At 45.8% G+C, this 20393-nt stretch carries 20 protein-coding genes and 1 riboswitch; of the genes, 3 read left to right on the top strand and 17 right to left on the bottom strand.

Features of this window, described 5'->3' with window-relative positions; all coding sequences use genetic code 11:
• Positions 1 to 297 precede the first annotated feature (297 nt).
• From DXA13_RS13720 to DXA13_RS13680, 10 genes are all read right to left on the bottom strand, one after another.
• Positions 298 to 708: a hypothetical protein gene (locus DXA13_RS13720; protein WP_243009141.1), complete on the bottom strand. Its 411-nt coding sequence runs from the start codon at positions 706 to 708 to the stop codon at positions 298 to 300.
• A gap of 14 nt (positions 709 to 722) precedes the next feature.
• Positions 723 to 1718 (bottom strand): immunoglobulin-like domain-containing protein, encoded by a 996-nt coding sequence (locus tag DXA13_RS13715; protein ID WP_118245142.1) that lies wholly within the window; start codon positions 1716 to 1718, stop codon positions 723 to 725.
• A 199-nt stretch (positions 1719 to 1917) separates the two neighbouring features.
• On the bottom strand, positions 1918 to 2892 hold the full coding sequence (locus DXA13_RS13710) for a Gfo/Idh/MocA family oxidoreductase (protein ID WP_118245140.1): 975 nt from the start codon (positions 2890 to 2892) through the stop codon (positions 1918 to 1920).
• 67 nt (positions 2893 to 2959) lie between these two features.
• Positions 2960 to 3736, bottom strand: coding sequence for an aldolase/citrate lyase family protein (locus DXA13_RS13705; RefSeq protein WP_243009140.1), 777 nt, complete (start codon positions 3734 to 3736; stop codon positions 2960 to 2962).
• The gene (locus DXA13_RS13700) at positions 3733 to 4608 is read right to left on the bottom strand and encodes a TIM barrel protein (protein WP_118245138.1); all 876 of its coding nucleotides are present in this window, start codon (positions 4606 to 4608) and stop codon (positions 3733 to 3735) included. The genes DXA13_RS13705 and DXA13_RS13700 overlap by 4 nt, the downstream gene beginning before the upstream one ends.
• The gene (locus tag DXA13_RS13695; protein ID WP_118245154.1) at positions 4605 to 5615 is read right to left on the bottom strand and encodes a sugar kinase; all 1011 of its coding nucleotides are present in this window, start codon (positions 5613 to 5615) and stop codon (positions 4605 to 4607) included. The genes DXA13_RS13700 and DXA13_RS13695 overlap by 4 nt, the downstream gene beginning before the upstream one ends.
• A gap of 25 nt (positions 5616 to 5640) precedes the next feature.
• Positions 5641 to 5877, bottom strand: a complete 237-nt coding sequence (locus DXA13_RS21290; RefSeq protein ID WP_207662176.1) for a hypothetical protein — start codon at positions 5875 to 5877, stop codon at positions 5641 to 5643.
• On the bottom strand, positions 5853 to 7121 hold the full coding sequence (locus tag DXA13_RS13690) for a tripartite tricarboxylate transporter permease (protein ID WP_207662175.1): 1269 nt from the start codon (positions 7119 to 7121) through the stop codon (positions 5853 to 5855). Before DXA13_RS13690 ends, DXA13_RS21290 begins: the two co-directional genes overlap by 25 nt.
• 27 nt (positions 7122 to 7148) lie before the next feature.
• On the bottom strand, positions 7149 to 7571 hold the full coding sequence (locus DXA13_RS13685; RefSeq protein ID WP_118245136.1) for a tripartite tricarboxylate transporter TctB family protein: 423 nt from the start codon (positions 7569 to 7571) through the stop codon (positions 7149 to 7151).
• 34 nt (positions 7572 to 7605) lie between these two features.
• Positions 7606 to 8646, bottom strand: coding sequence for a tripartite tricarboxylate transporter substrate binding protein (locus tag DXA13_RS13680; protein ID WP_118245134.1), 1041 nt, complete (start codon positions 8644 to 8646; stop codon positions 7606 to 7608).
• A gap of 287 nt (positions 8647 to 8933) precedes the next feature.
• On the opposite strand from DXA13_RS13680, the gene DXA13_RS13675 reads away from it, so the two are divergent.
• From DXA13_RS13675 to DXA13_RS13665, 3 genes are all read left to right on the top strand, one after another.
• Positions 8934 to 10013, top strand: a complete 1080-nt coding sequence (locus DXA13_RS13675; protein ID WP_181995679.1) for a LacI family DNA-binding transcriptional regulator — start codon at positions 8934 to 8936, stop codon at positions 10011 to 10013.
• Positions 10014 to 10076: 63 nt separating this feature from the next.
• Positions 10077 to 10172, top strand: a riboswitch (purine riboswitch).
• A gap of 72 nt (positions 10173 to 10244) precedes the next feature.
• The gene (locus DXA13_RS13670; protein ID WP_118245130.1) at positions 10245 to 11648 is read left to right on the top strand and encodes an FAD-dependent oxidoreductase; all 1404 of its coding nucleotides are present in this window, start codon (positions 10245 to 10247) and stop codon (positions 11646 to 11648) included.
• A gap of 337 nt (positions 11649 to 11985) precedes the next feature.
• The gene (locus DXA13_RS13665) at positions 11986 to 12231 is read left to right on the top strand and encodes an HPr family phosphocarrier protein (RefSeq protein ID WP_118245128.1); all 246 of its coding nucleotides are present in this window, start codon (positions 11986 to 11988) and stop codon (positions 12229 to 12231) included.
• A gap of 142 nt (positions 12232 to 12373) precedes the next feature.
• On the opposite strand, the gene DXA13_RS13660 is transcribed toward DXA13_RS13665, so the two are convergent.
• The 7 genes from DXA13_RS13660 to DXA13_RS13630 all read right to left on the bottom strand — a co-directional run bounded on the left by DXA13_RS13660 (position 12374) and on the right by DXA13_RS13630 (position 20392).
• Positions 12374 to 13201 (bottom strand): PRD domain-containing protein, encoded by an 828-nt coding sequence (locus DXA13_RS13660; protein WP_118245126.1) that lies wholly within the window; start codon positions 13199 to 13201, stop codon positions 12374 to 12376.
• Positions 13202 to 13305: 104 nt separating this feature from the next.
• Entirely contained in the window at positions 13306 to 15429 is a 2124-nt protein-coding gene (locus tag DXA13_RS13655) for a PTS transporter subunit IIABC (RefSeq protein ID WP_118245124.1), read from the bottom strand.
• Positions 15430 to 15704: 275 nt separating this feature from the next.
• Positions 15705 to 16724: an asparaginase gene (locus DXA13_RS13650; RefSeq protein WP_118245122.1), complete on the bottom strand. Its 1020-nt coding sequence runs from the start codon at positions 16722 to 16724 to the stop codon at positions 15705 to 15707.
• A 125-nt stretch (positions 16725 to 16849) separates the two neighbouring features.
• Positions 16850 to 18157: a TRAP transporter large permease gene (locus DXA13_RS13645; RefSeq protein ID WP_118245120.1), complete on the bottom strand. Its 1308-nt coding sequence runs from the start codon at positions 18155 to 18157 to the stop codon at positions 16850 to 16852.
• Positions 18154 to 18648 carry a TRAP transporter small permease gene (locus tag DXA13_RS13640; protein ID WP_243009139.1) on the bottom strand — a complete coding sequence of 165 codons (495 nt, stop codon included), beginning with the start codon at positions 18646 to 18648 and terminating at the stop codon, positions 18154 to 18156. Before DXA13_RS13640 ends, DXA13_RS13645 begins: the two co-directional genes overlap by 4 nt.
• Entirely contained in the window at positions 18645 to 19745 is a 1101-nt protein-coding gene (gene dctP, locus DXA13_RS13635) for a TRAP transporter substrate-binding protein DctP (RefSeq protein ID WP_181995678.1), read from the bottom strand. The genes DXA13_RS13640 and dctP overlap by 4 nt, the downstream gene beginning before the upstream one ends.
• 20 nt (positions 19746 to 19765) lie before the next feature.
• Positions 19766 to 20392 (bottom strand): hypothetical protein, encoded by a 627-nt coding sequence (locus DXA13_RS13630; RefSeq protein WP_118245115.1) that lies wholly within the window; start codon positions 20390 to 20392, stop codon positions 19766 to 19768.
• Position 20393: the final 1 nt, after the last annotated feature.

The following is a 20393-nucleotide window of genomic DNA, read 5'->3' as shown; positions in this document are numbered from 1 at the left end:
GCCCGGCTTTCTGCAGCGAGCGCAGAAACCGGTATGCGCTGATATAATGCCGCTTCGCGTCATTATTCCATTCCCGCTTCGCGGACATGGGCCTCCGGCGAATCCTAGCGCCCGGCTTTCTGCGGCAGGCGCAGAAACCGGTATGCGCTGATATAATGCCGCTTCGCGTCATTATATCATATCGTTTTTTTCAACTCAAGTGGGGAGCGCACAAAACCCATATTATGTTCCGCTGAAGGGAGCGTGAGCATAATATGGGGCTGTAATTGTAACTTTTTTCTTCCTCACCGACTATTGTCAACGGCTTATTTCATCATCCAAGAGCTGAACTTTTACCACATCGTTCAGCATTGCCGGACTGGTTTCCATAACGGAACCCGTATAGGTGACAGATATCGTATCACCAACGCGGAGGTCGGTCAAGGCTATTTTTGTAAGTCTCCACTCTAAAATTGTATTTTCATCAGCTGCAAATTGGAAGCGGCCGCGGCTGTTGATGTCGTTTACTTCCAGACCACTGACTGTAAGGTAATTCCCGTCTATCTTATCAATCACAGCATAAAATGTAGCTCCTATCACAGGCACAGCCGATTTTCTCCCTGCCAGGAATCCTGCGAATGCCGCAGTCACCAGTAAAAGGACTAAGCCGGCCGCCAAAATGCTTTTCTTCATATATTTTATATATTTCATATCTTTCCTATGTTTCATCTCCTCCCGCACGTTTAATCTTCCGTCTTCCCATCATCAATCATAAATCCTGAAGAAAGAACAAATTCTTCATAGTCTCCCATGTCATGGATATCCGATGCTCTTTTTATAATAAGATATGAGCCTGGTTCCAGAGTTCCATAATAGCTGCTCCAGTCTGCCTCCCATTTCACCGGCTGACCCTTTTTCGGCATGTAGCCAATGTCATGAAATGCGATATCCCCAGTCAAAGGCTCCAGCTCTTTCCACTCCCCATCCTCATACTTCTGCAGTTTATAGTCATCTCCAAACATAATATTTAAACCGGTGTCATTGTTCAGAAGAAGTTTAACCGAAGTGGGGGTGACACTGTCTTCCACTACAGTCATATTCACCTGACCAGGCAGGCCAAATGATTTCGTAAGGCCGTTAACCGCCGTGATCTTCAGTCCCTGAGAGGAAAGGTCATCATTCAGCACTTCTGCGATCCATACTCGCCCTGTAGCTCCCATCATAATTCCCTGCCAGTTAGAAAACATGTTTCTGCAGCTTTCCTCATCCAGTTCCACAAAGAAATATTGATTCAGTTTTTCATCCAGTTCAGCTGCCAGGAATTCACTGCTGTCATGATAAGTTACATCATCAATCGTAATGGGAAATGCAATTTCTTCCGATAGCGCCTTCCAGTCATGGGCTAAAAACTGCTGTTTGACCTTCCTGGCGAATTCCTCCACTTCAGCTCCTGGTATATCCGTCGCAGCGCTGTAGAAATCCTCATCATAGTCCGCCTGATCATTATGATCCTGACTCTGGCCGCTCTCCTCCCCTGCTCCGGTAGATGTATTTTGACTGGAGCTGCCGGTCTCTGCTTCCGACGTGGATTCTGATGCACGTTCAGCCGTCAGAATCGGCTCCGTATTTTGGGTTATTTCCGCCGTATCAGAGCGTTCTCCCTGACAGCCAAGTAAAAATACAGAACTTATCATACACAAACCAAATAATTTTATCTTTGCACCAAACCTCTTTTTCACGATAAATACCTCCCTATTTTATAAATAATACAACTGTTGAAAACTAACTTTAGTTTACTATATTTTCCAGTCTTATATTTTAACTTTTATCATACTGTTTTCTTAATATTATAATACCAGTGCCCCAAGGTCATAAGATTACAACCATAATAAGAAACAGCTGTCTCCCCTGCGGAAACAGCTGTTTCTTATTATGCATTTATGAATAATATCCTATTTTCTTCAGCACCTCTGTCAGCACTTCTGCATTTTTAATAGAGAATTCATTGGACACAAGCGGCCTTTCTCCTTCCAGAATGCATCTTCCGAACTGTTCTGCCTCCAGACGGTAATTACTCGGCGCTTCCACATCTTTTCTTATTGTGGTTCCATCTTTATGGATATAATAGGAAAGTTTTCCCTTCGCATTATACGGCAGGGGCGCTTCCAGCGTGCCTTCGGTTCCGTGAATAAGATATCGGTCCGCCCTCTGCCCGGAGCACATACCGGAAATACAGGAAGCTCTTGCTCCTGATGGAAAGTGAAAGTAAGCGCTGGAAAAATCATCGACTCCATTTTCCATAAAATGAGCAATTGCCTGAATCTCATCAGGAACCTCGTCCAGCAGGCTGAGCATCATGCTGATATTGTAACAGCCCTGGTCATATGTACAGCCTCCCATCGTCTCCCTCCGCATCCGGATATTCTCTTTTTCCCACGGTCTCACCATGAAAACAGTTTCCACAAAAACGGGAGTTCCCACCGCCCCATCATGAACCTCCCGAATCACCTGCCGCGTAGCATTGCTGTGTAGATAAGCAAAGGCTTCCATCAGAATTACGCCCTCCTGCCTGCAGATATCAACGACTTCTTTCACTTCTTCTGCCGTAGGAGCCAGTGGCTTTTCGCACAGAATATGCTTCTTTTTTCTGGCCGCCTTGATTACCCATTCTTTATGAAGCTGGTTTGGAAGGGGAATATACACAGCTTCCACGTTATCATCATCCAGCAGCTCATCGTAGGATTGATATGCCTTTTCGAATCCAAACTCCTCCTTGAACGCTTTTGTTTTCTCGGAATTTCGTCCTGCTATCGCATAGAGCATGCAGTTATATGCTTCTTTCATTCCAGGAAGTGTGTGATTCTTAGCAATTGCAGCTGTTCCGAGAACGCCCCACCTTATTTTGTTCTGCATTACCTGCCAGCCTTTCTTTCAAGGACTCAGTGAACAGCATAAGCTGCCATTGAGGCACGATATGTTATTATTTCGTCTCTTCCTTCAGATACTCCAGCACGGCTTTTGCTCCGTTCATCATAAAACTCACGTCATTGCCGCACATGTTCATGCTGTATCCTGCTTTCACCCAAGGTACGAGCGGTTCTTTTTTTCCAAAATGAATACCAGCATGTTTTCCTGCATTTCCTGCTGCTTTCAGTATCTTTTCATATGCTTCTTTCAGAACAGGATTAGCGTAATCTCCCAGCACGCCATAGTCCTGGGAAAGGTCATTCGGCCCTACAAAGACAACATCAATTCCTTCTGTTTCAATAATCTCCTCCACATGATCCACGCCTTTTCGTGATTCGATCTGGCACATCAAAACTGTATCGCGATTTGCCTGATCCATATATTCCCGTCCGTTTACCTTTTTGAAATCCGTATGAGGCCTGGAAAGGGAAACGCCCCGGTCCCCCATTGGAGCATATTTGGAATACTTCACCAGAAGTTCAGCTTCCTCCTTTGTCTCCGTACTCGGAAGGAGAAGGCCGTCTGCGCCCATCTCCATGTACTTCAATACCAGTTCTCTTCTGATCTCGGCGATACGCACCACAACAGGAAGGCCAAACGCTCTGGCCATTCCAATGATTCTGGCTGCTTCTCCGTATTCAAAGCAGCCGTGTTCACAGTCCAGAACGAAAAAATCATATCCGCTTTCTTTTAAAATTTTTACGATATCAGGATTTTGGAAGACCGTGACCATCGTCCCCATAACCTTTTTTCCATTTTTCAGCTTTTCTTTTATATCTGCCATCTTCATTCCAATCCGCTCCTTTCTCCGCTCTGCCTGGCTTTTTGCAGCTCTTTCAGCACTTTGAGGCTGCTCTCTACAGCTACCGTCATCCGCACCAGGTCAGGCTGCTGAGGAATTTCAAGGCATATCATCATTCCGTCATTCTCTGAAAATGCCTCAAACAGCTTTTCTATATGAAAATCCCCGTCTGCTTCCACCGTGTCCAAAAGCTTATGATTTCTTGTAACTTTCAGGTGAAAATAAAATATTCTGTCGCGAAATTTCTCATAATACTCCAGAAGCTCGTCTTCTGTCGGATTGACGCATGTCGTATGATTCGTCGCATTGGCCGCATCGAATGTCACGCACATGCCGAGACATCTTTCCATCAGTTCATTCATGCCAAAATATCTGGTTCCATCTCCGAAAATCGGTTCCATAGCGTTTTCAAAGCAGAGATGAATTCCCATTTCTTCCGACTTTTTAATATATTTGTTCAGTACAGGAAGAATTCGCTCCATTTCATCTTTTGTATATCCGTCTTTCCCCTTCACCGTATTTGGGGCAATGAGTACGCGGCAGCACGTCCCTTTTCCAAAAATGGCGGCGTTTTCCATGCCCTTGTAGAATTTTTCATCCTCCTTCAGCACATCCTGATTGTCCCAGGAATAGTGAATCCTCACCGCCATCTTTTCCGCGAACTTCCTGATATCTTCCAGCGCCTCCTGTGTCATGTCCACATTGGCATCCCGCACCTCTACCCAGGAAAATCCTCTCCCTGCTGCCCAGGCAATCATCTCCTTTAGTGTCATCTCTCCGGATTGAATAACCTGTTTATACGTGTTTGATGCCAGGCCAAGTCCCGTACTGATCCGGCTGCAAACGCTCAGACGCCTCATAATCCCGCCTCTTTTCTTCCGCCATTCTGAAACCAGCGTTCGACATTTACCTCAAATGACGCTTCTGCCGCCATTTTCTCTACCTCTTCTAATGTTGGCAGCGCCCTACCGATCGATCCCTGTTTGGTAACGGCCAGCCCACCGGCGCAATTACAGAAAATTGCCGTTTTCTCCAGACTCCAGCCTTCCTGTACGCCATATACCAGCATGGAAGCAAATGTATCTCCTGCTCCTGTTGGATCCACTGCATGGACTCCCGTTCCTGCCGCCGATACAATTTTTGTTCCGTCGCTTAAAACGGCGCCGTCCTTGTCTCTTGTCAAAGCAATTACTTTCGGTCCTCTTCTATGGAGTTCCTTCAGAATCTCTTTTTCATCCTCGAGTCCCGTAATAAAGCGCGCTTCTTCAAGAGTCGGTGCAATAATGTCAGCTGTCTCAATTCCTTCATAAAGACGTTTCCTGGCGTCGTCACTCTTCATGACTTCTTTTCTGATGTTGGGGTCAAAGGAAACCATTACGCCGGCTTCTCTTGCAATTCTCACACATTTTCTGCATGCTTCTCTCATGCTTTCACTCAACTCCAGCAGCATTCCGGAATAGTGAATCGCGCTGGCATTTCTTATGTAATCCTCATCGATGTCGTCCGGGCCGAATTTGCTACCGACCGAATTACTTCTGTAATATTCAAAGTTGCGGCCGTTCTCCAGATTTTCCAAAAATGCAAGGCCAATCTGGCCTTCCCCCGTCACGACTCTGGAAATATCCACGCCTTCCCGTTCCATAATCTGATATACAAAACGGCTCAGCGGATCAGGTCCGATCTTTCCGATAAAAGCTGCTCTGTCGCAGATCTTCGCATTGGCACAGGCAAATATTCCTGATGATCCGCTGGCCGTTTTTAAAATACTTCCTTCTTCATATAACCGCAGTCTTGGTTCTACCGGAATGAACTCTACGAGAAGTTCTCCAATAGAAACGATCTTTCCGTTTGGATTTTTTATATTCATGTCATTAACATCCTTCCCATTGGAATCAGGCATTTTTCGCCTGTTTTCTCTTCTTCATAATTACCGGCCCAACCAGCGCCAGTACGGTACAAACCAGCAGTATCACCGCGATGGGACTGCCTACAAAAATGCCGTAATCACCGGCAGACAGGGCCAGGGAACGCCTTAAATTCGATTCTGCCATAGGTCCTAAAATCAGGCCCAGAATCAGGGGCGGCAGTGGGAAATCAAACTGTTTTAGAAGAATCCGGCTACGCCGCATACAAACATAATAATCACATCAAAAATAGAATTGCTGACCGCATAAGAACCTACGATTGACAGAATCACGATGGCTGTCCATACATACTGTTCTTTCAGGTTCAGCAGGCTGGCCGAGGCTTTTGATGTCAGAAGACCGAATACAAGAAACATCAGGTTTGCAACCACCATCATGACCATCAGCTGATATACAAACGGCTTGCTCTCTATAAACATCATAGGTCCGGGCTGCATTCCATACATCATCAGAGACCCAATCAGCACAGCCGTTACCCCATCGCCGGGAATTCCCAGTGTCAGCATGGTGGTCATAGCGCCGCCGATAATTCCGTTATTTGAAATACACGTAACTGCCAGGCCTTCCGCAGAGCCTTTGCCGTAATTTTCCTTGTCCTTTGATACTTTTTTCGCCTGATCCCAGCAGATGATCGAGGCGATATCTCCTCCGGCTCCCGGTATTGCACCTACAATTACAGAGGCCAGTGCGCTGAGCGTTGTCAGGGGAGCAAAATCCTTTATCATTTTCCAGGTAGGAATAATCCTGCCTATTTTTTTCTTTTCCGTATCACGTTCACTCTTTTTATTCTCATATACCTGAGAAAGTACTTCTCCAAAGCCAAAAAGTCCGATCATAACCGGCACATAAGAAATACCCTGAAGCAGATCAATCATACCAAAGGTATATCGAGGGTATGCATACATTGAGTCAAGGCCGACTGTAGCCATAAGGAATCCGAGACATCCCATCATGATTCCCTTTAAAACTGATTTTTCAGAGATTCCAATAATCATGGAAAGGCCGAAAAGAGCCAGGGCAAAGTACTCTGCCGGGCCGAATTTTAATGCAAATTTTGCGATAGGGAACGCCGCAAACATCAGTATAATTGAACTGATCAGTCCGCCGAGGGCCGAGTATATAACATTGATGCCAAGAGCCAGACCCGCTTCCCCACGTTTTGTCATGGCATATCCGTCCAGAGTTGTCATAATTGATGCCGGAGTTCCCGGCGTATTTACCAGGATTGCCGAAATACCGCCCGCCCAGACACCGGAGTTGTAAACACCCATCAGCATCGCCAGCCCCTGCGCAGGCTCCAGGCCAAAAGTAATCGGAGTCAGAATGGAAATAGCCATTACAACAGAAAGTCCCGGAAGAGCGCCGATCAAAGCGCCTACCACAACGCCGATCAGCATGAAAAGCAGCACGGATGGGTTCAAAATTGCTAATATCGCTTCTGTAATCATATCTTGTTCCCTCCTAATTGTTCAGCATTACGTTAAGAAGCTGCTGGAATATAAAGAATACGAGTGCGGAGCTACAATCGCTCCTGGTATAAAAGTCTTCATGTTCTGTTTCAGGATCAGCCCCACGAGTATGAGGTAAACACTGCATATAATGATAAAATGCACGCTTCCCCAGACAGCAATCATGACTGCAGTGGCCGCGATCAGCATTCCCAGACGCTTCATGCCCTCTTTATGCGCTTCTGTCATCGGTTCCTTTGGTTTCTTCGCTTTCCATTCCCAGAAAATCAAAATCAGGTTGATTACAATGATAATGATGCATAAGGCCTGAGGGAACACCCCGGCCCCGGGAACACCGTCTGATGTTCCCCCGGGGAAGGAAAACGCGTTAATAAATGCTGCGATGGATAAAACAATACCCAGAATTGATACGATAATCCCGCCAGTCATTAAGCATCCTCCTTTTGTCTAGTAAACAGCCGGTTTATTTTTTAAGGCCGGCCTCTTCAATCAGATTTCCAAGGAATTCTGTCTGTTCTGCCACAAATGCGTCATACTCATCTCCGCATAAAAATGCAGGTTCCATTCCTCTTTCTTTCATAAATGCCGCATATTCATCGGACTCAACTGCTTCTTTCAGTGCTGTCTGAAGTGCTTCCTTTACGTCCTCCGGAATGTCCTTCGGTGCGGCAAAACCGCCCCAGTGAAGCAGGATGTAATCAACGCCGCTCTCTTTTAAGGTAGGAGTATCCGGAAATGCTTCGGAGCGCTCTTCACCCATCGTTGCAAGAACCTTGATTTCATTACCTTTTGCGCCGGATATCAATTCAATCGGAGCACTTACTACAGCATCAACATGACCGCCCATCAAAGCCGCGATGGACTTGCTGGCTCCGTCAAACGGAACGTGATTAAACGTAACTCCTGCCGCTTTCTCAAGACCGATTGCACCGATATGCCAGATCGAACCCGTTCCTGCGTTGCCTACCGTCAGTTCACCAGGATGTTCTTTTGCATATTTCAGGAAATCATCAACGGTCTCGAATCTGTCGTCTCCAGCTTTTACAGCAAGCGCTCCAACCGTTGTATATGCTCTGCCTAAAAGCGTTAAATCTGCCGGTTCCAAATTCGCATATCCAAGAGGCTTCAACATCACAAGTTCTAAAGGAGTATGTCCGATTGTATAGCCGTCAGCTTTGCTGGCCTGTACGAAAGACATTCCTACGGCGCCGCTTCCGCCCGGCTTATACTGGCAGACAACCGTCTGCCCAAGCGCCTTGCCCATCAGATCTCCCGTTTCTTTTGATACCTGGTCAGAAAGTCCTCCCGGGCTGGCCTGTACGATCATATTGATCTGTGTCTTAGGATAATCTGATTTCGCTTTCTGATCCTCCTTAACCGCTTCGCTTTGCGCTGCTGCAGTTCCGGCTTCCGACGGCGCCGCTTCCTGTTTTGATGTGCTGCATGCCGTCAGGAGCATAATGCCTAATCCCAAAGCCGCCAGTTTCTTCCAATTCTTTTTCATAGTTTTCTCTCCTTTTCCCTTTTCATGTTTTATTAATAATATTAATTATTATCTCGTTTTGTTGATTAATATTTTTAACAATTTCATCTTATCATTATTAATATTATTTGTCAATACTGTAGCATACGTCTAGTTAGACAAATATTCCAAGGAGTTTTTGTATATATTGCACATCTTCTTCTTTTTCAATTGACTATTTCCCGTTTTTTATTTATAATATTATTAACAAAGAATTAATAGGAATTAATGAACAGCCTATACAACCTCGAGGTGTTATATGAAAAAAAGTGACTTCTACAGACGTAGCCCGTCTAGCCGGTGTTTCACAGGCTACCGTTTCAATGGTACTTAATAATAAGATCGGCCCGTCCTTCAGTGAAGAAACAAAAAACAAAGTTCTGGACGCGGCAAGGCAGCTGGGCTATATTCTTCCGGCACAGAACACTGCTGCCGCAGACAAAAATCTGCTGGCCGTTTTTACTCCAACCTTATCCAATCCCTACTACACCCAGCTGACATCTTCTATAGAAAAATATGCCTTATCCCAGGGATACAAAATTCTTCTGTGCAACACATCGCGGAACAGAGAATTTGAATCCTATTACCTTGACTATTTTTCAAAATCAAAAGTTGCAGGGATCATTTTCACTTTTGTTCCCAGTTATCCACAGCTGGTGGAACAGATCGCTCTCTCCATCCCCATCGTACTGATCGGAGAGAAAACAGATGAGCTTACCATACCTTCGATTGAATTAAACAATGTAAAAGCGGGCATTATTATGGGAGAACACCTGTTATCTTTAAATCATACCCACTTTGCCTTTTTTTCTACTCCATTCAATAATGTAAGCCTCGCCAGACGCCAGCGTCTTGAAGGCCTGCGGCAGGCGATTCGGGAAGCCGGGTTGGAAGATAACCTCTCTATTTTTTCCGGCGACCATATGAATGAATCGGATTCCAGCTCTACACCATTTGAATATGAGATCGGCTATACGCTGACAGGACAGTTTCTCCAGGAGCACAATCCTGCCACGGCTCTGATCGGCGTCAACGACATGACGGCTCTCGGCATTATCGGACGGCTCTCGGAACACGGCCTGCGGGTGCCGGACGACTTTTCTGTCTGCGGATTCGACAACATTTTTGTAAGCAGCGTGTCCATCCCCTCCATCACGACTATTGAACACCATCTTCATCTGAGAGGGCGGGCAGCCGTTGACATGATATTGAGCAAACAGTCTGAACGCGCCCGTAAGGGGGCTGTGATTCAGATCGTTCCACAGGTCAACAAGATCGAGTATGAGCCTCAGCTTCTCATCCGTAATTCCACAGGGCCCTGCAGTTTTGGCACGGGGCGCCAGGCGTAAAGCGAATGATACGTTTCAGGGTAAAATCTCCTTTCGCCCTCTTGCTTTCTCCTTATACCTATGGTAATATGTGAATGTTGTGCTTATATAAGTTCATAATCGGATGAACGTTTCTACCAACTACCGTAATAGTTGACTATGGCCGCGAAAAGGCGTTCTTTTACCCTTTTCAACGCCCGTATGGCTATTAAGGCCAGTTGGTTTTTTAAATTTCTGTAAGGAGGACTGTTTATGAATTCCAGCAATCAGTTTGATGTCATCATTGTCGGTGCAGGCCCATCCGGTATTTTTTGTGCCTATACCTTAATCCAGGAACGCCCTGATATGAAAATCCTCATGATCGAAAAGGGCCGCCCGATCGAGAAAAGGACATGCCCGAAACGTAAAACAAAGGTCTGCGTAGGCTGCAAACCTTGTTCCATCACCACAGGCTTTGCCGGTGCCGGTGCATTTTCCGACGGTAAACTTTCCCTTTCGCCTGACGTAGGCGGCAACCTTCCCGAGATACTGGGATATGACAAAACAGTAGAACTTCTGAAGGAGTCCGATAACATCTATCTCAAATTCGGTGCCGATACCAACGTTTACGGCATTGACAAGCAGCAGGAGATCGAGGAGATCCGCAGAAAGGCCATCACTGCGAATCTGAAATTGATCGAATGTCCGATCCGCCATCTTGGAACGGAAGAAGGATATAAAATTTATACCCGCCTTCAAGGGCACTTGCTGGCTCAGGGCATCCACATGGAGTTTAATACAATGGTAAAGGATATTATCATTGAAAATGATGAGGTCCGCGGTGTAATTACAGATAAAGACGAAACATATTATGCCCCACAGGTAATCGCTGCCATCGGGCGCGAAGGCTCCGACTGGTTCAGCCATATCTGCGGCAGCCACGGCATTGAAACGGAGGTCGGCACGGTGGATATCGGCGTCCGCGTAGAGGTAAGAGACGAGGTTATGAAATTCCTGAATGAAAACCTTTATGAAGCAAAACTTGTCTACTACACGCCTACCTTTGATGATAAAGTCCGCACCTTCTGTACCAATCCATCTGGTGAAGTTGCTACAGAATACTATGAGAACGGCCTGGCTGTCGTAAACGGCCATGCTTATAAATCCCAGGAATACAAGACCCACAATACAAATTTTGCGCTCCTTGTTTCCAAAAACTTTACAAAGCCGTTTAAGACTCCGATCGAGTATGGCAAGCACATCGCCCAATTGAGCAATATGCTCTGCGACGGCAGAATTCTCGTCCAGACCTTCGGAGATTTCCAGAGAGGACGCCGTACAACAGAGGAACGACTGTGCCGCAACAACCTGATACCGACTTTAAAAGACGCCGTACCGGGAGACTTATCCCTTGTATTCCCTCACCGTATCATGGTGGATATTAAGGAAATGATTCTGGCTCTCGATAAAGTTACGCCTGGCATCGCCAGTGATGAAACCCTGCTCTATGGCGTGGAAGTCAAGTTTTATTCCAACAAGGTCGTTGTAAATACGGATTTCGAGACGAGCATCAAAGGACTGCGTGCCATCGGCGACGGCGCTTCCGTTACGAGAGGATTGCAGCAGGCATCTGCAAACGGCATAAGCGTGGCAAAGAGTATTCTCGCCGGAAGATAAAATAGAAATCCTCATAAAGATTGTGTTAAAAAATAAGACACGCCATTGAAACTATATATTGTGATATTCCTGACAACATCACAATATATAGCTTCAGAGGCGTGTTTTTTCTTTTTAAATACGTTTTTTTGCATCTTTTTACATCATTTCACTACCGCTTCAACGTCAAAAAGTTAAAATTATACCTCATAATTTCCTATAATTCGACATATCTTATTGAGATTTTTGATTATTTATTTTTAAGTTTAGTATTGTACATGCAATTAAATTATGTTATACTGTTATTGTAAAATGTTGGTGGTTTATCTTTTAAGAGTTTAAAAAAGGGGTGTTGTCCATGTTGACGAAACAGCTTGACATTATGGCTCCATACCGCCCTCTTCCTATCTCTTATTTGATTCAGACTGCCCGGGATTTCAGCTGTACTATCCTTATTCAGAGTGTCAGTACTACCATTGATGTGAAAGATTACGATGCAATGCAAAAGGATTTTGAACCAGATGGAAAACGGTTAATATTTTATCTGAGCGGTTGTGATGAGAGGGAAGCGGAGCGTAAGATCAGCCGGATCTTTCAAGTGTAACTAGGTAACAGATAATTATGTATAACAAAGGCTTCTTCACCTGCCGGTATGATACATCATCCGCAGCGAAGAAGCCTTTTTACATGTCTCTTAATATCTCCTTTATATCACTATATGTGCCTTTATATGTCTATCTGTGTCTTTATTCGTTTCCAATTATTCTCTGAATGTGAATTCCAAGGAACCCCTTTTCCTCTTCCATAATCTCCCGCTTGATTTCCTGTCGGATATACTCACATATCTTATGGGCACATTCGTCTGCCAGCGGATATTTTTCCTGGACAAACTGGTTGATATCCACCTTCAGTTTTTCCCCCTTGCGCACCCTGAGAATCATATAATACAAATGGCTGGTAAGACGGTTGTATCCCAGTGAATCAGTGGGAATACTCACATTGAACTTCTCCTCAATTATGCCTATACTGCCGCTGATGATCCTGGCCGCATCCAACGCCTCTGAAACCTTCTCATCCGTTCTGGACGACCGGATATGAAGAGTGATAAATCCCGCCTCATCTTCGGATATCATGTGTCCGGTCATTTCCTGAATAATATCACGAGCCTTTAATGCGATTGCGAATTCCTTATGAAAAAGCACCTTAATATCCGGCGTGAACGGATTTGCTATCTGTCTACCCTCACCGGACCGTTTAACAGCTAAAGCGATATGATCCGCCAGCGGCAGCAGAATATCACGATTGACTTCGCCGAACTCCTTCTCTGCTTCCTCGATAATCTTCCCCGTAATCTCCAGATAGACGGGATCAATTCCATTGATCACCTTCAGGGCGGTATCTGTTTTACTGCGGTTAATGAGTCCATAGATTTTGGCCCCGCTTACCGATTCCAGACGCTCTCCCGTCTTTCTACCAAATCCCACTCCGTTTCCAAGAAAAACCACTTCCCGCTTCGTCCCGTCATCCAGAGCGAGAATTCCATTATTATTCAGTACTTTTATCACCCGATACATATTCGACCCCTTTTTTGAAAGACTTAAACATCTTGTACCAAGCTGGTATAAGATCCTGCCAAGTACATTCATACGACCCAGCTAAGCCGAAAAAGCGCTAAGTTTTATCGTGTAATTTCTGCAACTTCATCCAGCGCCTTTACATGTCCGGATGATGTTATCCTGATCTCTTCATTCTCACTGAGACTGGAAAATACAATCATACACGCTTCCGACTTTGCATGTTCCTTTATATATTCTATATCAAAACCAATCAACTTGTCACCCTTTTTTACAGCATCTCCATCTTTGACGAACGACTCGAAGCCATGTCCTTCCAACTTCACCGTATCCACACCGATATGAATCAGATATTCCACGCCGTCATCAGCAATAAGGCCCACTGCATGCTTGGAAGGAAATACAAAAGAAACCGTGCAGTCCTCCGGCGCAACCGCCACACCGTCCTCCGGCAGGATTACATAACCGTCTCCCATCATTTTATCTGCAAATGCCTCATCCGGCGCTTCTGTAATAGGAAGTACTGACCCTGCCACAGGAGTACAGACAGGACGGCCTTTTTTTTCACCGGCAGCTGGTTTGATCTCCGCTTCATCTGGCGCTTTCTGAAGGTAATCTTCCAGGTTGGATTTTACAACCGTAACAGACGGGCCATAGATAATCTGAACTCCCTGACCTTTTTTAATCACTCCCGATGCCCCCGTCTGCTTAAGCAGCCCCTCATTTACAAGTGCACTGTCAAAAACCGTGCAGCGCAGTCTTGTTGCGCAGCAGTCAACATCCGAAATATTCGTTTTACCTCCAAGGCCTTCTGTAATCATGGCGCTCTTATAATCATCATCTGTGCTGCCTGCCGAGCCGCTTTCTTCCTGGCCTTCACTCTTTTTCGCCAGGTAATCTGCTTTGGAATACAGTTTCGTCTCTGTATCTTCCTCTTCTCTTCCAGGAGTTTTCAGGTTGAATTTCTTTATAAGAAACGTAAAAATTGCATAATAGAGAATAAAATAGATGATTCCAACCGGAATGATTCGGATCCAGCTTGTCTTGCCGTTCCCCTGAAGGATCCCGAAGATCAGCAGGTCAATCAAACCGCCGGAAAAGGTAAGGCCTACCGCAATATTAAGAATATGGGCGATCATGTACGCCGCTCCAGCCAAAACCACCTGTACGGCAAACAGCATCGGAGCCACAAACAGGAACGAAAATTCGATGGGTTCCGTAATTCCTGTCAGCATGCAGGTAAGTGCTGCCGAAAGCAGAAGCCCGCCCGCCTGCTTTTTCTTTTCAGGCTTGGCACAGCGGTACATAGCCAGCGCTGCACCGGGAAGGCCAAATATCATAAATATAAATTCTCCAGAAAAATATCTTGTTGCATCTGCGCTGAAGTGAACTGTCGAAGGATCCGCAAGCTGTGCGAAGAAGATGTTCTGGCCTCCCTGTACCATCTGTCCTGCAACTTCCATCGTTCCACCCACGGCGGTCTGCCAGAATGGCAGGTAGAATACGTGATGGAGTCCGAATGGGATCAGCGCCCGCTTCACAATGCCGAAAATCAGAGTTCCCAGGTATCCTGTTCCTGTTACAAGCCCTCCAAGTCCGTAAATTCCATTCTGTACAAAGGGCCATATAAAATACATCAGAATTCCTACCCCCACATAGGTGATCGTCGAAATAATCGGTACGAACCGGGATCCTCCAAAAAATGAAAGGGCATTCGGCAGCACAATCTTATAAAATCTGTTGTGCAGCGCAGCTACTCCCAGACCGACGATAATACCGCCAAAAACACCCATCTGAAGCGTCTGCATTCCACATACATTGGCAATGGTTCCCGACAGCACATCCGGCGCGGCCGATCCGTCTGCCAGCACCTGCCCCTGTATCTGCAGCAGGGCATTTATCGTAACATGCATGACAAAAAATGAAATCATGGCGGATAAGGCCGCTACTTCCTTTTCCTTTTTTGCCATTCCGATCGCTACTCCCACGGCAAAAATCAGAGGCAGATTATCAAAAATAACATTGCCTGCCTTGCTCATAATGATTAACAGGGAGTTCAGTATCGTTCCGCTTCCCAGAACAGCCTCTAGATGATACATCTCAATTGTTGTCTGATTCGTCAGTGAACTTCCAATTCCAAGCAGCAGTCCAGCTACCGGAAGAATTGCAATTGGGAGCATAAAGCTCCGTCCTACTCTCTGCAGGACACTAAAAATTTTCTCTTTCATTTTTCCCCTTTCCAGCCTTTGGACGGATCATCTTATTTCTGCTATATCTTTCTGATGGGCCGAATCTAGTTCAGCAGACAAAAAAGGCATCAACCATCCAAAATGCTCCACGTCACCCGTGAATTTTTCAGAATAGTTCATGCCTGCTTTCCAGTAACACACTATTACACTGTTTTTAGTTCGTTAATATATTATCACCTTTTGTTCCATACTTCAATAAGGAATTTTCACCATATTTTTCAGACATTTTTTGTAGGATATCACGAAACAGGTCTTCACTCGCCTCTGCCGGGCATGATATCGCCACAGATCGGCGTTACAAACCGGCGCTTTACTTCCTCAATATCCAAATCATGGCCCAAAAGCCACATCAGTTTGGTCACAGCAGCTTCCGTGGTCATGTCATACATTTGTACCGCTCCATTCTGAAGAGCCCTTTTTCCGGTTTCATAAACAGAAAGGCTGCTGCCGTCATATCTGCACTGGCTTCCTACGACTACCGCCATTCCAGCCTCTGTCATCCAGCCTACCATATTGCAGAGGTCTCCCCCATCTGTAAAGGGCAGTCCTCCCAGGCCAAATGCTTCAATCACCACCCCTTTATAGCCCATCTCAGGGAGCATCCGGAACAGCGCTTCCTTCATCCCAGGAATTATCTTCACCAAAGCCACCTGATCGGAGTAAGCCGTATCGGCCCGAAAGCCATCTTTGCTGCCTGCACGCGGCAGCACATGATCATTCACCTCCATCCCATATGCGTTGATCACCGCCGCATATGGATAGTTGATGCTCTCAAACGCGTCGAAGCTCATCGTACGAATTTTGGACACTCTCGTTCCCAGCATGATTTTCCTGTTAAAAGCCACGTATACGCCGGCATAGCCGCTGGCCGCCATATAAATGGCTGCCCGGCAGTTCTCCATTGCATCGGCAACGGGATGGGCGATGGAAAGCTGGCTGCCGGTAATCACCACCGGAATTCCGATTTTATACAGCATGAAAGAGAGCATGGAAGCCGTATACGCCATGGTATCCGTGCCGTGTATAACTACAATTCCTTCGTATCTTCCGCTCACATCTGCAATCCGTTCCGCCAAACTTTTCCAGTGTTTGGGCGTGATATTCGCACTGTCCAGGGAGCAGATATCTTCATACTCCAAAAGGCAGTCTTTTGCCACCAGCATCAAATCCTCCAGAATGTCCTGACGGCCCAGTCCCGGCTGAAACCCCGCCGCCCCCTTTACTGAAGAGAACGTACCTCCTGTATTGAGTAGAAGAATTTTCTTTTTAGCCATTTCACTCGTGCTCCTTTGTGGTTTATCATCTGCTGCACTTTCTGACAATAACTATCTTATCACAGATTCTTTCCCATCTCTACCGTTTCTATATCATTTCTGGGTGTATAAAGGGTAATTAAAACTCAGTGGTAGCCCGCCAGTTCCGGCAGGAATGTCGACAGCCAGGGAATGTAAGTGACCAGCATAAGGATAATAAAAATCGCCAGATAATACCGCATAAGAAGAGGCATGACCCGTTCCAGTTTTCTTCCCGCCACTTTAATTCCTACGAAAAGAATATTCCCTACAGGAGGAGTAATGCAGCCGATGCACAGGTTAAACACCAGCATAATTCCAAAATGCAGCGCACTCATCCCCAGTTTCTCGCAGACCGGAAGAAGGATTGGGGTAAAGATCAGTATTGCCGGGGTCAGGTCCATAAATGTCCCGACAAACAGCAGAAGGAGATTAATGGTGAACAGAATAATAATTTTATTGTTGGAGATGGAAAGCACGCCCATGGCAATCGCGTCCGGGATCCCCGTAAATGACATCACCCATGCCATAATATTTGATGCACCAACGAGAAACATGATGATTCCCGACATTTTTGCGCTGTTAATTAAAATAGAATACAATTCTTTCCCATTCAGAGTCCTGTAAAAGAACACAGATAAAATAAGGCTGTAAAGAACTGCAACAGCGGACGCCTCCGTAGCTGTAAAGATTCCTCCACAGATCCCTCCTATAACGATAATAATCAGCAGAAGGCTGGGTACAGCGTCCAAAGTGACTTTTACAAATTCTTCCACAGAAATTCTCCTGTCCGTCACATATCCATGCTTTTTAGCGTAAAAGAATGCTACGGCCATACAACTCAATCCCCACAGAATTCCAGGAATATATCCCCCCAGGAAAAGAGCCGCCACTGATGTTCCGCCGCTGGCAAGGGCGTACGTAATCAATCCCGTACTCGGAGGAATTAGAAGGCCGGTGGGCGCTGTAGCTACATTTACTGCCGCCGCAAAGTCCTCGTCGTAGCCTTCCTTCTTTTCAATCGGCCCGATAATAGAGCCCATAGCAGAAGCCGCTGCTGTACCGGAACCAGATATTGCTCCAAACAGCATGTTGGCGACAATATTTGTATGAGCCAGAGAGCCCGGAATCCTGCCCGTCAGAGCCGTTGCAAAGTGAATTAAGCGTATTGCGATTCCACCTTTGTTCATGATATTCCCAGCCAAAATAAAAAATGGGATTGCCAAAAGGGTAAATATGTTAATACCGCGGAACATTTTCAGTGCTGAAGCCGGAGCTGCGCCAGCAAATCCCAGGGACTGGGTAATGACCACGAGGGAGGCTACACAGAGAGAAATGCCGATCGGTACGCCCATAAGCAGCAGAACTACTAAAATTGAAAAAATAAGTAAACTGGCTATTACTGCTGTATTCATTTCCTTTCTCCCCTCTCTCTGCTGCTGACCAGCTCTGCAATATTAATGATACTGTATAAAATAATCAAGACACCGCTGACAGGAAGAATTACGTAGATCCAGTCCATCGTGATACTCAAGGTAGGGGAAAGCTGCATTGCTCCCACGAGCATAAATCCCTTTCCCCCGAAGAGGAAGACCAGAGCAGCCACCAGCAGAATCAAGACTTCCGAGAAAACTGACAGAAACAGCTGTATCTTGGGCTTTGTCTGATCTACAAAGAAGGTAAGGCTCATATGATCCCTTTCACCGAATACCAAGGCAGCGGCAAGAAGGGAAAGCCATACGAATGAATAGCTCAGTATATCCTCTGACATGGTACTTGGATTCTTTACAACATAGCGCATAAAAACCTGGTATACCGTCAGCAGTGACATAAATGCCAGCAAAGCTGCACATACCGCTTCCAGACTTTTATTCAGTATTTCTTTGATTTTTCTGATTACATTCATTCCTGCTCTCCTTTCTCCTGAATCTGCTGTATTTCCTGATTTTCTTGTTTTTCCTGAATTTCCAGTATCCGCTGATGCAGAGGCTGCAACTGAGGATAAGATTTTAGCAGCTCTTCCCGCACCGGTTTCTGTAACTCTTCAAATGGTGTTTTATCTACTTCTATGAATTCTACTCCCATCGCTTCCGCTTCTTTAATACAATCCACAATCTGCCTATCCCACTCTTTTACTTCTACATCCGTGCACAGGCGGAATCCTTCCTCCATAACCTTTTTCTCCTGATCGTCCAGAGAATTCATAAAATCCACATTTGCCACCATTACATCTGTAAATATCTGATGCTCCGTACGCGAGTAATACTTTGCCACTTCTCCGTGCTTCATACTGATCAGCGCCATTTCCGGATTCATGGCCGCATCGATTACGTGATTCTGCATGGCCGTATATACTTCTCCGTACGCCATAACAACGGCGGCCGCACCGAATTGCTGTGCCATCTTAACATTCGCCTCGCTGGACTGGATACGCAGTTTGATTCCCTTAATATCATCTGGTGTCCGGATCGGTTTGGATGAATAGATATTATTGACTCCGTTTGCAAACCACGCTACTCCCTGTATTCCTTTCCTTACAGTACAGTCATATATAGTGGTGACGAATTCGTCATCCTTCATACATGTTCGGAAATGTTCTTCATCCTCAAATAAGTAGGGCAGTCCGAATATTTTGTAGGTATCGTCAAAACTCTCCAGATTGCTTCCGCTGGTCGCAACAAGATCCAGTGTTCCCATCTGAAGGAGCTCCAGAGCCTGTCCGTTGTCACCCATAATTCCATTAAAGTAAATTTTAATTTCAAATTCCTCGCCCAGCTCTTTTTGAATATAATCCTGAAATGCTTTCAGCCCAATGCTGATCGGATGATCCTCCGGCTGTACCGTGGCGATGCTAATAATTCTCTTTTTCCCTTTTCCAGGCGCCGCGGGAACCAGGCCTGAGGATGATGCACATCCAGACAGCCCGATTATGAAAAGGATGCTGAGAACTACTGCTGCCACTTTTTTCTTTTCTACTCCTTTTATCATGAACCTCTGACTCAAGCCCATTCCCTTCCTTTCATTTATACGAGAAGCTCTCCGTTCTTCATAATGACCCGTCCGTCGATCTCACACGAAATGTTCTTAATTACCATATCCAGGTGGAGCGGAGAATCTACATGGCCACCAAATCCAAGATTTTTTCCAATTCCAATATGTATATTCCCAAAAGAGCCTTCATCCGGAGCCATATGGCCACACAGATAATTCTCCTTATTCAGTCCGAGACCCAGCTCTCCTACATTATATACGGTGGGATCATTGAAATCAGCCAGGAGCTTTCTGAGGATATCCGCCTGCCTGCCGCCTTTTATTTCCGTAATCATACCGTCTTTTACGGTGCAGATGATCGGCTCGTCTATAAGATTAAGCAAAGGATGAGGAATGCTTCCGTCGATCACAAGTACTCCGTTGGCTGTTCCCTCTACAGGGCCCAATGCTGCTTCTGCATTGGGAGGGAATGAAGCAGAACCTGGAACCGTGGAAGTGCCGTAATCCAGAACAGGCCGTCTGCCTTCCACACTGCACACCATGTTGGTGCCGCCTTCTGAAGTCAGCGTAAATGTCTTTCCGCAGAATACTGCCGCTACCCGGTCAATGACTCTTCTGACCTCATCGAAATCGGCCGTAAGTCCGCCCGTTTCAAACATC

It is taken from the genome of Clostridium sp. AM58-1XD, from assembly GCF_003464085.1.
Lineage (GTDB): Bacteria > Bacillota > Clostridia > Lachnospirales > Lachnospiraceae > Lachnoclostridium_A.
The sequence above is the reverse complement of the archived record's forward strand: the minus strand, read 5'-3'. Positions and strand labels throughout refer to the sequence as shown.